This window comes from Bradyrhizobium guangxiense (genome assembly GCF_004114915.1).
Taxonomy (GTDB): domain Bacteria; phylum Pseudomonadota; class Alphaproteobacteria; order Rhizobiales; family Xanthobacteraceae; genus Bradyrhizobium; species Bradyrhizobium guangxiense.
Genome location: NZ_CP022219.1, coordinates 6878469 through 6890919 on the forward strand (window position 1 = coordinate 6878469; position 12451 = coordinate 6890919).

At 64.6% G+C, this 12451-nt stretch carries 15 protein-coding genes; 7 read left to right on the forward strand and 8 right to left on the reverse strand.

The window, feature by feature from the left end:
• Window positions 1–238 precede the first annotated feature (238 nt).
• The 5 genes from X268_RS32950 to X268_RS32970 all read right to left on the reverse strand — a co-directional run bounded on the left by X268_RS32950 (window position 239) and on the right by X268_RS32970 (window position 4697).
• Window positions 239–643, reverse strand: coding sequence for a GFA family protein (locus X268_RS32950; RefSeq protein WP_128928810.1), 405 nt, complete (start codon window positions 641–643; stop codon window positions 239–241).
• Between the two features lie 203 nt (window positions 644–846).
• Window positions 847–2295, reverse strand: a complete 1449-nt coding sequence (locus X268_RS32955) for an ammonium transporter (protein ID WP_128928811.1) — start codon at window positions 2293–2295, stop codon at window positions 847–849.
• Between the two features lie 37 nt (window positions 2296–2332).
• A complete protein-coding gene (locus X268_RS32960) occupies window positions 2333–2671 on the reverse strand; it encodes a P-II family nitrogen regulator (RefSeq protein ID WP_008142813.1) in 339 nt (112 codons plus the stop codon).
• A 312-nt stretch (window positions 2672–2983) separates the two neighbouring features.
• Window positions 2984–4285 (reverse strand): ammonium transporter, encoded by a 1302-nt coding sequence (locus tag X268_RS32965; RefSeq protein ID WP_128928812.1) that lies wholly within the window; start codon window positions 4283–4285, stop codon window positions 2984–2986.
• A gap of 73 nt (window positions 4286–4358) precedes the next feature.
• Window positions 4359–4697, reverse strand: coding sequence for a P-II family nitrogen regulator (locus tag X268_RS32970; protein ID WP_128928813.1), 339 nt, complete (start codon window positions 4695–4697; stop codon window positions 4359–4361).
• A gap of 246 nt (window positions 4698–4943) precedes the next feature.
• Between X268_RS32970 and X268_RS32975 the strand changes: the two genes are divergently transcribed.
• Window positions 4944–5825: a DUF4339 domain-containing protein gene (locus X268_RS32975; protein WP_128928814.1), complete on the forward strand. Its 882-nt coding sequence runs from the start codon at window positions 4944–4946 to the stop codon at window positions 5823–5825.
• 37 nt (window positions 5826–5862) lie between these two features.
• Here X268_RS32975 and tesB read toward each other — a convergent pair whose 3' ends face one another.
• Window positions 5863–6726 (reverse strand): acyl-CoA thioesterase II, encoded by an 864-nt coding sequence (gene tesB / locus X268_RS32980; protein WP_128928815.1) that lies wholly within the window; start codon window positions 6724–6726, stop codon window positions 5863–5865.
• 223 nt (window positions 6727–6949) lie between these two features.
• On the opposite strand from tesB, the gene X268_RS32985 reads away from it, so the two are divergent.
• Window positions 6950–8170, forward strand: coding sequence for a ubiquinone biosynthesis hydroxylase (locus X268_RS32985; protein ID WP_128928816.1), 1221 nt, complete (start codon window positions 6950–6952; stop codon window positions 8168–8170).
• 47 nt (window positions 8171–8217) lie between these two features.
• Here the strand turns inward: X268_RS32985 and X268_RS32990 are convergent, their stop codons facing one another.
• Both X268_RS32990 and X268_RS32995 read right to left on the reverse strand, forming a co-directional pair.
• The gene (locus X268_RS32990; RefSeq protein ID WP_007598651.1) at window positions 8218–8415 is read right to left on the reverse strand and encodes a Trm112 family protein; all 198 of its coding nucleotides are present in this window, start codon (window positions 8413–8415) and stop codon (window positions 8218–8220) included.
• A 123-nt stretch (window positions 8416–8538) separates the two neighbouring features.
• Entirely contained in the window at window positions 8539–9069 is a 531-nt protein-coding gene (locus X268_RS32995) for a TetR/AcrR family transcriptional regulator (RefSeq protein WP_128928817.1), read from the reverse strand.
• A gap of 101 nt (window positions 9070–9170) precedes the next feature.
• Here X268_RS32995 and X268_RS33000 point away from each other — a divergent pair, with 101 nt between their 5' ends.
• From X268_RS33000 to X268_RS33020, 5 genes are all read left to right on the forward strand, one after another.
• Window positions 9171–9521 (forward strand): hypothetical protein, encoded by a 351-nt coding sequence (locus X268_RS33000; protein ID WP_128928818.1) that lies wholly within the window; start codon window positions 9171–9173, stop codon window positions 9519–9521.
• Between the two features lie 30 nt (window positions 9522–9551).
• Window positions 9552–10355 carry a crotonase/enoyl-CoA hydratase family protein gene (locus X268_RS33005; protein WP_128928819.1) on the forward strand — a complete coding sequence of 268 codons (804 nt, stop codon included), beginning with the start codon at window positions 9552–9554 and terminating at the stop codon, window positions 10353–10355.
• Window positions 10356–10400: 45 nt separating this feature from the next.
• Window positions 10401–11228, forward strand: coding sequence for an SDR family oxidoreductase (locus X268_RS33010; RefSeq protein WP_128928820.1), 828 nt, complete (start codon window positions 10401–10403; stop codon window positions 11226–11228).
• Between the two features lie 176 nt (window positions 11229–11404).
• Window positions 11405–11683, forward strand: a complete 279-nt coding sequence (locus X268_RS33015; RefSeq protein WP_164938055.1) for a PepSY domain-containing protein — start codon at window positions 11405–11407, stop codon at window positions 11681–11683.
• 52 nt (window positions 11684–11735) lie between these two features.
• Window positions 11736–12329 (forward strand): cytochrome b/b6 domain-containing protein, encoded by a 594-nt coding sequence (locus X268_RS33020; protein WP_208764405.1) that lies wholly within the window; start codon window positions 11736–11738, stop codon window positions 12327–12329.
• Window positions 12330–12451 lie beyond the last annotated feature (122 nt).

Genomic DNA, 12451 nt, shown 5'->3' on the forward strand with positions numbered 1-12451 from the left:
ACGGCCGGTCGCTACCATAGGCGCCGGCGGGAAGCGGTTCAGTTCACCATAGATAGGGCGAGGTTAAGACGCGATTAACCATCGGCCGCCGCCTGCGTCCAGAGCAGGAATATTGAGACCGGATAACAACGGGATGCGGGATTACCGGGCCGCGCCGGTTCCTCACCTCTCCCGCTTGCGGGAGAGGTCGCGCCGAAGGCGCGGGTGAGAGTCCACGTAGAGACTGTCCCGATGCAGCTCAGCGCCCCGGCAGCCTCTCGAATGTCTTCATGCCCGCTGGAATCGCGTGGAATTCCTGCATGTCGCAGGTGTAGATCGCCATCTGCGGCTGGAACTGCTTGGGCTCGTCGAGGGTGCCGACTTTCAGGATTGCCGCCGGCAATCCCGGAACCTTGGTCACCAGATGCGTGCCGCACTCGGCGCAGAACTCGCGCGTGACGGCGCGCTCGAGATCCTTGCGCGTGAACTGCTTGGGCTGACCCAAAATGTAGCTGAAGCCGGCCGCCGGCATCGCGATGAAGGTGTTGGGTGCACCGCCCGAGATGTACTGGCACTCGCGGCAATGACACTGGGCCTGCATCATCGCCTCGCCCTCGGCCACGTAGCGCACTTCGCCGCAATAGCATCCGCCTTCCAAACGCATGACGACCTCCCGCTTGTTGTTTCTTGTGGTCGATATTTCTGCGCCGGTGGTGCGGAATGGCAATGCTTTTCTTCAACGCCCTGACCAAAAAGAAAGGGGCTCCAGCTTGCGCTGGAGCCCCTCAACGGTCTGGGCATTGCCGGGTATGTGCCCGAACCGTAGTTGTGGACGCGATTGCCGAAGCAACCGCGCCCCGGGAGGAGTTACATGTTGTAGGCGCGCTCGGTGTGCTCGGTGATGTCGAGGCCTTCACGCTCGCTCTCGACATTGGCGCGGAGGCCAACGATCACATCGACGACCTTGTAGAGGATCGCCGAACCGACGCCCGACCACACCAGCGTGGTGCAGACGCCCCAGATCTGGGAGACCATCTGCGCCGCGAAGTCGTAATCGGCAACCTTCGGCGGGATCGCGGTGTAGTCGATGATGCCGGCGCCGCCGAGGGCCGGGTTCACCAGGATGCCGGTGCCGAGAGCGCCGACGATGCCGCCGATGCAGTGCACGCCGAACACGTCGAGGCTGTCATCGTAACCGAGCGCGTTCTTCACGACGGTGCAGAAGAACAGGCAGACCACGCCGACCACGAGGCCGAGGACGATCGCACCCATCACACCGGCGAAGCCGGCGGCAGGCGTGACGGCCACGAGACCCGCGACGGCGCCCGAGATGACGCCGAGCACCGACGGGTGACCCTTCACGATCCACTCCGCGAACATCCACGACAGCGCGGCGGCTGCGGTGGCGACAAAGGAGTTGGTCATGGCGAGGGCTGCGCCGCCATTGGCTTCGAGGTTGGAGCCGGCGTTGAAGCCGAACCAGCCGACCCAGAGCAGCGAGGCGCCGATCATCGACATGGTCAGCGAGTGCGGAGCCATCAGCTCCTTGCCGTAACCGACGCGCTTGCCGATCAGGAGGGCGCCGACGAGACCTGCGATGCCGGCGTTGATGTGCACCACCGTGCCGCCCGCGAAGTCGATCGCGCCCTTCTTGAAGATCCAGCCGGCGTCGGCGTTGATTTCGTCGAGCTTGGCCTGCGCCGCGGTCTTCGCCGCCGCATCCCCCGCCGCAGCAAGAGCCTTGGCAGCATCCTGAATCGCGTCCGGGCCCGGCCAGTACCAGACCATGTGCGCGATCGGGAAGTAGATCAGCGTGACCCAGAGCGGGATGAAGAGCGCGATCGCCGAGAACTTCATGCGCTCGGCGAAGGCGCCGACGATGAGGGCGGGCGTGATCGCCGCGAAGGTCATCTGGAAGCACATGTAGATGAGCTCCGAGATGTTGGCATCGACCGAGAAGGTCGCGGCCTTCGAGTCGGTGGTGACGCCCATCATGAAGGCCTTGGAGAAGCCGCCGATGAAGTCGGAGCCGCCGGTGAAGGCGAGGCTGTAGCCGTACACGGCCCAGATCACGGTGACGACGCAGACGGTGTAGAACACCTGCATCAGGACGGAGAGCATGTTCTTGGAACGGACGAGACCGCCGTAGAACAGCGCGAGGCCGGGGATCGTCATCAACAGCACGAGCACTGTCGATGTCAGCATCCAGGCGTTGTCTCCCTTGTTGACCGTTGGCTCGGCGTAGGCTGCGGTCGCAGCGAACAGGCCGACTGCGAGAGCCGCCAATCCCGCGCCATAGGGACGCTTGAACGTCATAATATTCACTCCTGCTTGGATAAGGTTGAGCGCGAAATCAGAGGGCCGCGGCATCGGCCTCGCCGGTGCGGATGCGAACCGCATGGTCGAGGTTGATGACGAAGATCTTGCCGTCGCCGATCTGTCCGGTTTTCGCAGCGGACGTGATGGCGTCGATGGTCTTGTCGACCTGGTCGGAGGCGACAGCGACCTCGATCTTGATCTTGGGCAGGAAGCTCACGGCATATTCGGCGCCGCGATAGATTTCCGTATGGCCTTTCTGGCGGCCATACCCCTTGACTTCCGTCACCGTGAGACCGTGAACGCCGATGGCGGTCAGGGCGTCACGGACTTCTTCCAGCTTGAATGGCTTGATAATCGCCATAACAATTTTCATGGGTCCTATCCCCGCTTGGGCCCGGTCCGGACGTGGCCGGGCGTTTCTCGACTGGTTCGCCACGAGGGAGAAGTTTCACTACGCGGGCACAGCCGGGACCCCTAGAATCAAATGCCGTGCCAGATCAGGCGTATTGCCTAACGGATTATGAAAACGGGGGTTTTCGCGTTAGACGGGTGCCGCGGTGCGGTGCGCCATTCCGTCGCGCCCAAAACGTGGTCATGCCTGCTCAAAACAAAAGCACGACAGGCTGCCGACACAATGTTGCTCATGTGTCGGGCAGCTGAAAGGTAATTAAGTAGCGTCGGCGCTCTATTGCAAGGCTTCGCCGTGCTGCGAAATATCGAGCCCCTCGAGCTCGTGCTCACGGGATACGCGCAAGGGCACGAACAGGCCGACCAGCTTGAGCAGGATGAAGCTCACGCCCGCCGACCAGACGAAGGTGACGGCGACGCCGTAGAACTGGATCAGCAATTGCTGGGGATGGCCCTCGAGGAGGCCGGCGGTGCCGCCGATGGCGCTGGTCGCGAACACACCGCCAAGCAGGGTGCCGGTCAGGCCTCCGATGCCGTGGACGCCGAACACGTCGAGCGAATCGTCATAGTCGAAACGGTGCTTCAGCCAGGTGCAGGCCCAGTAGCAAACCGCACCTGCGATGATGCCGATGACGATGCCGTGCCAGGGTGCGACGAATCCGGAGGCCGGCGTGATGGTGCCGAGCCCGGCCACCGCGCCGGAGATCATGCCGAGAACCGAGGGCTTGCGCCGCGTCGACCATTCGATCGCGCCCCAGGTCAGCGCGCCGGCGCAGGCGGCGAGATGGGTGGCGATGATCGCCAACACCGCGCGCGAATTGGCGGCGCCCGCCGAGCCGCCGTTGAAGCCGAACCAGCCGACCCACAACAGGCCGGTGCCCATCACCGCGAGCGAGAGATCGAACGGCGAGAGGTTTTCGGTGCCGTAGCCGTGGCGACGCCCCATCACCTTGGCGGCAACGAGGCCGCCGGTGCCGGCCGACAGGTGCACCACGAGACCGCCAGCGAAGTCGAGCACGCCCATGCTGTTGAGAAAACCGCCGCCCCATACCCAATGCGCCAGCGGAATGTAGACGAAGATGAACCAGGCGACCGAGAACAGGAGGTAGGCGGAGAACCGCATCCGGTCGGCGACCGAGCCAGCGACCAGCGCCACTGTGATGATGGCAAACGTCATCTGGTACAGCATGAACAGCGCTTCCGGGATGGTCTTCGCCGCCGGATTGACACTGTCCATGGTCATGCCGGCCAGGAACCAGCGGTCGAGCGTGCCGATCCACGGGCCGTCGCCGACGAAGCACAGCGAATAGCCGAACGCGACCCAGAGAATGGAGATCAGCGTCACCGCCGCCAGGCTCTGCGCCATGGTGGCGAGCACGTTCTTCTTGCGCACCATGCCGGAATAGAACAGCGCAAGCCCCGGGATCGTCATCATCAGCACCAGCGCGGTGGCGACGATCATCCAGGCGGTGTCTGCGGTGTTGATCTGGGACTCCGCCGCGTAGGCGGGTGCGGCCATGACCGACACAAATCCGATCGGCGCAGCCATTACGGCCGCGCGGCGCAACAATCCCGCCATGTCGTTTCCCCCAGCAGTGATGACGTCGCACGCTGTGGCGTCGTTGCCCTGTGCGATCGAAGAGTAAGTTATGTTAGAGCGCGTCGCTGTCGGTTTCGCCGGTGCGGATGCGCACCGCGTTATCGATCGGCGTGACGAAGATCTTGCCGTCGCCGATCTGCCCGGTGCGGGCCGTCGAGGTGATCACGGCGACCGCCTTGTCGGCGACGTCGGAGGCGACCGCGATCTCGATGCGCAGCTTCGGCAGGAAGTTCACGACATATTCGGCGCCGCGATAGATCTCGGTGTGGCCCTTCTGACGGCCATAGCCCTTCACCTCGGTCACGGTCATGCCGTGGACGCCGATCGCCGTCAGGGCCTGACGGACCTCATCGAGCTTGAAGGGTTTGATGATCGCGACGACGAGTTTCATGGTCAGGCCTATTCCCCGGGCTACGCCGCGCCGTATGTCCCCGGCGCTGCGTCAATCTGGCATCTTTCCGGGCAAATGGCACAAAAAAGTTGCAGATTGAAGCGGAAAAACGTTTGGCCGAGGGCGGTCATGTGAACGGCCGCCTCTGTACAGGGCAGCCGTCCATCCTTCACAATGCATTTTTGGCATGGATGCGGTGAACCCAGGCGTCCCGGCCGGGACATAAGTATGTTCGAGGGGGACTTCATGGCGAGTTGGTTCTACGCGTCCGAGGGCAAGCAGCAGGGGCCCTTTCCGGAAGGGCAATTTCGCGATCTCATCGCCCAGGGCGTCGTGCGCCTGGACACGCTGGTGTGGACCGAGGGCATGGCCGGCTGGCAGAAGGCCGCCGAAATTCCCGGCCTGATTGGCGGCGGCGCGCCGCCGATGGTTCCGGGCGGCGGGCCCCCGATGATGGGTGCTGGTGGTTATGGCGGCGCAACCAGCGGCGGATCGCTGTCGATCGATTTTGGCATCTGGGACTTCACCTGGCGCACGCTGGTGCTCGCGATCGGCTCGTGCTTCATCATCCCGGTGCCGTGGCTGTTCGTCTGGTACACGAAATGGATCGTGCCCTGCATCAAGGTCCCCGGGCGCCCCAATCTCAGCTTCACCGGCAGCGCGATGACGCTGGTGCCCTGGTTCTTCGGCTTCATCGTTCTGGCGATCGCGCTCGGCTTCGTCGGCAGCCAGTTGCTGAGCAATTTGCTATTCATCGTCCAGATCGTGCTCTATTGGCTGCTGATCAAATGGATGATCGCGAACCTCGCCTCCAACGGGCAGCCGCTGGGCCTGAGCTTCACCGGCTCGGTCTGGGCCTATATCGGCTGGAATCTGCTGTTTGCGATTTTCATCATCACCATCATCGGTTGGGCCTGGGTGGCCGCGGCGCAGATGCGCTGGTTCTGCCGCAGCATCGAAGGCACGCGGCGCGAGATCGTGTTCAAGGGCAGCGGCCTCGACATCCTCTGGCGCGGCATTGTGGCGGCGATCCTGTGCAGCCTGATCATCCCGATCCCGTGGGTGTATCGCTGGATCATGAACTGGTTCGCGTCGCAGACCGAGCTCGCGCCGCGCGGGTCGGTGTGACCGGAAATCTCAAACGCTTCCATCGCGCTTGAGGTGATCAGCTCCTCCGCTCGCGCACCGAGCCTTCCTGCGCGACGGAGGCGACCAGCGTGCCGTCGGGTTTGAAGATCGAGCCGCGCGTCAAGCCGCGGCCGCCGCGCGCGCTCGGCGAATCCTGGGCATAGAGCAGCCATTCGTCGGCGCGGAACGGGCGGTGAAACCACATCGCGTGGTCGAGGCTCGCCGGCATCATGCGCTTGTCGAACAGCGTGCGGCCGTAGCGGGCCATGATCGCGTCGAGCAGCGAGAAGTCCGAGGCGTAGGCGAGCGCGCACATGTGCAGCGCCGGGTCGTCCGGCAGCGTGGCCGCGGTCTTGATCCAGACATGGATGCGGCCGTCGTCGATCTTCTGGCCGAAATAGCGGCCGAGCTCGACCGGACGCAGCTCGATCGGCCGATCGGATTCATAGTAGCGGCGGATGAACTCCGGCATCTCCTTGAACATCGGCTGCTTCGCCACCTCCTCCGCCGTGAGCTTTTCCGGTGGCGGCACGTCGGGCATCTTGTCCTGATGGTCGAAGGCACTCTCTTCCTCGGCATGGAAGGACACCATGATCGAGAAGATCGCATTGCCATGCTGGATCGCGGTGACGCGGCGAGTCGAATAGCTCTTGCCGTCGCGCAGGCGCTCGACCTGATAGATAATCGGAATCTGCGGATCGCCCGGCAGGATGAAATAACAATGCAGCGAATGCGGCAGCCGGCCCTCGACGGTGCGGCAGGCCGCGACCATCGCCTGTCCGATCACCTGACCGCCGAACACCCGCTGCCAGCTCGTCTTCGGACTGTTGCCGCGGAACAGGTTCACCTCGAGCTGTTCGAGGTCGAGGATCGCAATCAGGTCGATCAGGCCTTTGGACATGATGGTTCTTTCTGGTGCTACGTCATTCCGGGGCGCACGCAGTGCGAACTCTGGTGCGCAAGTGCGCACCAGAGAATCTCGAGGTGATAACCTCTGGATTCCGGGTTCGCGCTGGCCCGCGCCGCGGAATGACGGGATCGGGCCGTTCCGCCCTTGTTTCACCGCACTGTTTCGCCCAGCTCAAGTCTGCTAGCAAGACCAAGAATTGGCCGGGAATTTGGGTATGTCGGTACAGGGTAGCATTGTCATTGGTGGCGGCGCGTTTGCAGGGCTTGCGCTGGCCCTGGCGCTGCGACAGGGGCTCGGGCCCGAGATTCCCGTCATTGTCGCCGATCCCGCGCTTGGTACGCGGCCGAGCCGCGACCCCCGCGCCACCGCGATCGTGGCCGCCTGCCGCCGCCTGTTCGAGGCGATCGGTGCCTGGGACGACGTCAGGGCCGAGGCGCAGCCGATCCTCGACATGGTCGTCACCGATTCCAAGCTGGAGGACGCCACCCGTCCGGTCTTCCTGAACTTCGCCGGCGATGTCGCGCCCGGCGAACCCTTTGCGCACATGGTCGAGAACCGCCGCCTGATCGATGCGCTGACGGCGCGTGCGGAAGCCGAGGGCATCGATCTTCGTGCCACCCCCGTGGTGTCCTACGACGCGCACGCCGAAGGCATCGATGTGACGCTCGGCGACGGCAGCGGGATTGCGGCGAGCCTGCTGGTCGCCGCCGATGGCGCGCGGTCAAGATTGCGCGAGCGCGCCGGCATCGCGACCCATGGCTGGGAGTATGACCAATCCGGCATCGTCGTCACCGTCGGCCATGAGCGCGATCACGAGGGCCGCGCCGAGGAGCACTTCCTGCCCGCAGGTCCCTTCGCGATCCTGCCGCTCTCGGGCAAGCGTTCGTCCCTGGTGTGGACCGAGCGCCGCGCCGAGGCCGCGCGCATCGTCGCGCTCGGTGACGAGGAGTTCCACGCCGAGCTCGAGCAGCGTTTCGGCCTGCATCTCGGCGAGGTCAAGGCGCTCGACGAGCCGCGCGCGTTTCCGCTGTCCTATTTCGTCGCGCGCTCCTTCATCGCCGAGCGCCTCGCGCTGGTTGGCGACGCCGCCCACGTCATCCACCCCATCGCGGGCCAGGGCCTCAACATGGGGTTGAAGGACGTTGCTGCGCTGGCCGAAGTCGTCGTCGATGCCGCGCGGCTCGGCATGGATCTCGGCGCGGCCGACGTGCTCGAGCGCTACCAGCGCTGGCGCCGCTTCGACACCATGGCGATGGGCGTCGCCACCAATTCGCTGAACTTCCTGTTCTCGAACCAGTCGACGCTGCTGCGCACCGTCCGCGACATCGGTCTCGGCCTCGTCGACCGCGCCCCGCCGCTGAAGAACCTCTTCATCCGCCAGGCCGCTGGGCTCACTGGCGAGGTGCCGCGGCTGTTGAAGGGCGAGGCACTGTAAGGGCGAATGGTGAGTGGCGAGTGGTATCCATTCGCTATTCGCTGTTCTCAATCGATCTTGCGCGCCTCTTCCGGCAGCATGATCGGGATGCCGTCACGGATCGGATAAGCCAGCTTGGCGCTGCGCGAGATCAGCTCCTGCTTCGCCGAGTCGAACTCCAGCGGTCCCTTGGTCAGCGGGCAGACAAGAATCTCCAGCAGTTTGGGATCGACGCTGGCTTCTGGACGTTCGGTGGGCGCGTTCATGGGGGTCTCCGGCAATCGGTTGCCTCTAGCATAGAAATTTGCGTCCGCCCATTGCACCCGCTAAGGCGCCTTCCGGCGAACTGCATACTGCTTCGCGGCAACAAAACCCGGCACAGCAAGACCCTACGCGGAGAGCATCGTTGAGACCTCGTCGAGCAGGATCTGGAGCCGTGCTGCCGGCACCGGCGCGCCCGACAGGGCAAAGCCGAGAAACGTCCAATAGAGGATCTGGGCGCGGGCCTGCGCCGTCGCCGCCGCGAGCCCGCGCTTCGCCAGCAGCTGCTCGATATAGTCGAGCCTGCGGCGGTCGATTGCGCGCACCGCCCCTTGCGCCGCCGCATCGAAGGCCGCCCAGTTCCGCACCGCGCGCTCGAGATCGAGCCGCGCCCCGAACGACCTGTGCAGCAGCGCCTTCAGCGGCTCGGCGCCGGTCGCCTCGACGTCGGCGATGATCTGCTCCGCCGCGATCTCGCGCCAGCGTTTCAGCACGGCGGCCTGGAAGGCCCCGAGATCGGCGAAATGCCAATAGAAGCTGCCGCGCGACACGCCCATGGCCTTTGCAAGCGGGTCGGCCTTGAGCGCGGTGAACCCGCTCCTGGCCAGCGCCTTGAGGCCTTCCTTGATCCAGTCGTCGGCGGAGAGCTGCTCGGTCATGTCGGTTCCCAGGTCCACCATACACTAGTGTATTGACACGCCGGCGGCCAGCGCCTATCTCTCCATACGGTACTGTATGGATAGCCGGGCGAGGTCTGCCGATGCGTGATCTGCTGCTGCAATGTGCAGGCGCCGCGGGAATCCTGGTCGCCCTGATCCATGGCGTGCTGGGCGAAACCAAGGTGTTCGCCAAAGCGACCATCACCCCGGAGAGCCTGCGCACCTTGATCCGCCTGGTCTGGCAGGCCGGCACGGTCGCTTGGATCGGCGGCGGCGTGCTCCTGCTTGCCGCACCGTTACTGGGATCGGACAGCGCGCGGCACTGGATCGTCGCGACGATCGTCGCCGTCTACGGCTTTGCGGCCGTCGCCAACGCCTGGTGGTCGCGCGGACGCGGCTTTGGCTGGAAGGCTCTCGCCGCCGTGGTCGCGCTGGCGGTCGCCGGATACTGAACCTGCGCTGCGAGCCAAGGGAGAAGCACGATGACCGATCGTGTCCGCGTGACTGTCGAGAACGACGTCGCCCACGTTCGCTTGAACCGCCCGGACAAGATGAATGCGCTCGATCCGGCGATGTTCGAGGCTGTCATCGAGGCCGGCACCCGGATTGGCGAACGCAGGGATGTCCGTACGGTCGTACTCTCCGGCGAAGGGGGCGCGTTCTGTGCCGGCCTCGACCTCGATCGGCTCATAGCCACGGCGCAAGGCGATGCATTGATCCCGGGGATCGATTTGACGCGGCGAAGTCACGGCATCGCGAACTATGCGCAGCATCTGGTCTGGCTCTGGCGAGAGCTGCCCATGCCTGTCATCGCCGCGGTGCACGGCATCGCTTTCGGCGGCGGCTTCCAGCTCGCACTTGGTGCCGATCTCCGCTATCTCGCGCCGACCACGCAGCTTGCCGTCATCGAGACCAAATGGGGCCTCGTGCCGGACATGGGCGGCACGCAACTGATGCGCCATCTCGCGCGCGAAGATGTCGTGCGGGAGCTCACTTATACCGGACGTGTGTTTTCGGCCGAGGAGGCGCTTGCGTTCGGATTTGCGACCGGTCTTGCCGATGACCCGGTCGCAGCGGCGCTGTCGATTGCGCACGACATTGCGCGCCGAAGCCCGGATGCGATCCGCGCCGCCAAGCGTCTCCTCAATCTCGCGGCCATTTGCGACCCGGCCACCGGTCTTGCCGCCGAGACCGCCGCGCAGGCCGCGCTGCTCGGCTCGGCCAACCATATCGAAGCGGTCGCGAGCAATCTCGGGCAGCGGGCACCGCGATGGAGCTGTAGCTAAGCGTCCGCGGGTGCGCCGCAACTCGAGACGAATGGAGCCTGAGGCATGGTGTTGACACTCGTCACCGGAGGCACGGGCCACCTCGGCCGCGATATCGTTGATCGTCTGGTTCGCGAGGGGCGCCCTGTCCGGGTGCTTGCGCGATCGCGCGGAACGCGATCGGATGTCGAATGGGCGATCGGCGATCTTGCGACGGGCGCGGGTTTGCAGGACGCGTTGCGCGACGTCGATACGGTCATTCACGCTGCGACCTGCTCGCCGATCGCGCGGCGTGGCGGCATTCGCCCGACCGATTTCTTCACGTCGCCCTCCGCGGTGGACGTCGAGGGCACCGGGCGGCTGTTGTCGTGCTGCGGGGATGCCAAAGTGCGGCACTTCCTTCACGTCTCCATCGTCGGCCTCGATGACGCAACCCTGCCCTATGCGCGGATCAAGCTCGCGGGAGAACGGCTGGTCCGCGCGTCAGCATTGTCCTGGTCAATCGTCCGCGCGATGCCATTCTACTATCTGCTCGACAGGCTGCTTGCCGGCCTTGCCTGGCTTCCGGTGTGGCCGGTGCCGACGACGCTGTTCAATCCGGTCGATACCTCCGATGTCGCCGATCACGTCGTGTCCTGTGCGTTCGACCAGCGACGCGGCGAACGTCCCGAGATTGGCGGTCCGGAAGATCTGACGCTTGTCTCGCTGGCCCGCCAGTATCAGGACGCGCGAAGGCTGCGTCGAAAGATCCTGCCGATCGAGCTTTCGGATGCGAAGGCGCGCGGCATGGGCTTCGTCGTCAGCCGGGGCGTTCGCGGACGGCTCTCCTGGGCGGACTGGCTGCAACGCAACGAATCCGCCGAGCGAGCGCGCGTCCCCGCCCGTGAGGCTTAAGGCCGCAGCAGCCGTTTCAAATGCGCGCCGCGCTCGGAGAGCATTCGCCTTTTCGCCGACGTTAGAACTTATCTAAAGCGATTCGGCCCGAACCCGATTGACTTCATACCCCCCTTTGCTTCCTTCAGTCCCGCTTCGCCGCTTGCGTAGCGCGCACGACAAAGGAGGAGATTTTCGTGAAGGTCATTCGTGTTGTTGCCGTTGCACTGACGGTCGGGATCGGCATGGGGTCGGCGGCCATGGCCGACGGTTTCAAGGACTGCACAAAGCTCGACAAGGCGTCGTGGAAGCCGGCCAGCGAAGCCGAAGCCAAGGCCAAGGCCCTGGGTTACGAGGTGCGGCGGTCCAAGGTGGAAGGCTCGTGCTACGAGGTCTACGGCGTCAAGGAAGGCAAGCTTTACGAGCTGTTCTACAGCCCCGAGGATCTCAGCCTGAAGAAGACGGTCGCCAAGTAGGTCGGCTGCGCGACGCGATCTGCGCAAAGCAGGGCTTGAGGATGGTCTTTGCTTGATTGAAGAAGCGATGCCAGAAGCGCGCGGCGTGTCCGGCGGGACACCCGCGGATCGAACCGTTTCGCGGACGGTTGCAGTCTGGGACCTCCCGCTGCGCCTCTGGCATTGGACTCTCGCGGCTTGCGTTCTGGCCGCGTGGTTCACGCCCACCGTCTATGATCGGCTTCACCGCGTGGTCGGTTATGCGGTGCTCGGATTGCTTATCTTCCGCCTGGTCTGGGGCTTTTGGGGAAGCCGCTATTCGCGCTTTCGCATGATCAGGGTCAGGCTCAGGGCCGCGCCCGGCTATCTCTGGAATCTGCGCCGCGGCATCACCGGCCGCTATATCGGGCTCAATCCCGCCGGCACGTTGATGCTGGTGGCGCTGCTGGTCTCGCTCACCGTCTCGGCGGTCACCGGCGCGATGTCGGTCACCACCACCTTCTTCGGCGTCTGGTGGGTCGAAGATACCCACCACTATTCATCGGACGCGGTCATGGTGCTGGTCGTGTTGCATGTGCTGGGCGTGCTGCTGATGGGGATCCTCCAGCGCGAGAGCCTGATCCGCGCGATGATCACCGGACGCAAGCGCATCCGCGGCCACCTCTGAGTACATTGCTGATCGTGCCCGCGTTTCGCTGCTCTGTTCGGGCGCGCTCACGCTACGACCTCTTGCGCAAACAGGCGACAGATCAAATTGTGCGGCCGACGTTAGCCTGCTGCTAAGCATGC

What these genes read in the sequence shown, in the direction of transcription:
- X268_RS32955 (WP_128928811.1), bottom strand. Translation starts at nt 2,295, where the DNA reads ATGACGTTCAAGCGTCCCTATGGCGCGGGATTGGCGGCTCTCGCAGTC.
- X268_RS32970 (WP_128928813.1), bottom strand. Translation starts at nt 4,697, where the DNA reads ATGAAACTCGTCGTCGCGATCATCAAACCCTTCAAGCTCGATGAGGTC.
- X268_RS32965 (WP_128928812.1), bottom strand. Translation starts at nt 4,285, where the DNA reads ATGGCGGGATTGTTGCGCCGCGCGGCCGTAATGGCTGCGCCGATCGGA.
- tesB (WP_128928815.1), bottom strand. Translation starts at nt 6,726, where the DNA reads ATGTCCAAAGGCCTGATCGACCTGATTGCGATCCTCGACCTCGAACAG.
- X268_RS33010 (WP_128928820.1), top strand. Translation starts at nt 10,401, where the DNA reads ATGGTGTTGACACTCGTCACCGGAGGCACGGGCCACCTCGGCCGCGAT.
- X268_RS32950 (WP_128928810.1), bottom strand. Translation starts at nt 643, where the DNA reads ATGCGTTTGGAAGGCGGATGCTATTGCGGCGAAGTGCGCTACGTGGCC.
- X268_RS32960 (WP_008142813.1), bottom strand. Translation starts at nt 2,671, where the DNA reads ATGAAAATTGTTATGGCGATTATCAAGCCATTCAAGCTGGAAGAAGTC.
- X268_RS32990 (WP_007598651.1), bottom strand. Translation starts at nt 8,415, where the DNA reads ATGAACGCGCCCACCGAACGTCCAGAAGCCAGCGTCGATCCCAAACTG.
- X268_RS32975 (WP_128928814.1), top strand. Translation starts at nt 4,944, where the DNA reads ATGGCGAGTTGGTTCTACGCGTCCGAGGGCAAGCAGCAGGGGCCCTTT.
- X268_RS32985 (WP_128928816.1), top strand. Translation starts at nt 6,950, where the DNA reads ATGTCGGTACAGGGTAGCATTGTCATTGGTGGCGGCGCGTTTGCAGGG.
- X268_RS33000 (WP_128928818.1), top strand. Translation starts at nt 9,171, where the DNA reads ATGCGTGATCTGCTGCTGCAATGTGCAGGCGCCGCGGGAATCCTGGTC.
- X268_RS33005 (WP_128928819.1), top strand. Translation starts at nt 9,552, where the DNA reads ATGACCGATCGTGTCCGCGTGACTGTCGAGAACGACGTCGCCCACGTT.
- X268_RS32995 (WP_128928817.1), bottom strand. Translation starts at nt 9,069, where the DNA reads ATGACCGAGCAGCTCTCCGCCGACGACTGGATCAAGGAAGGCCTCAAG.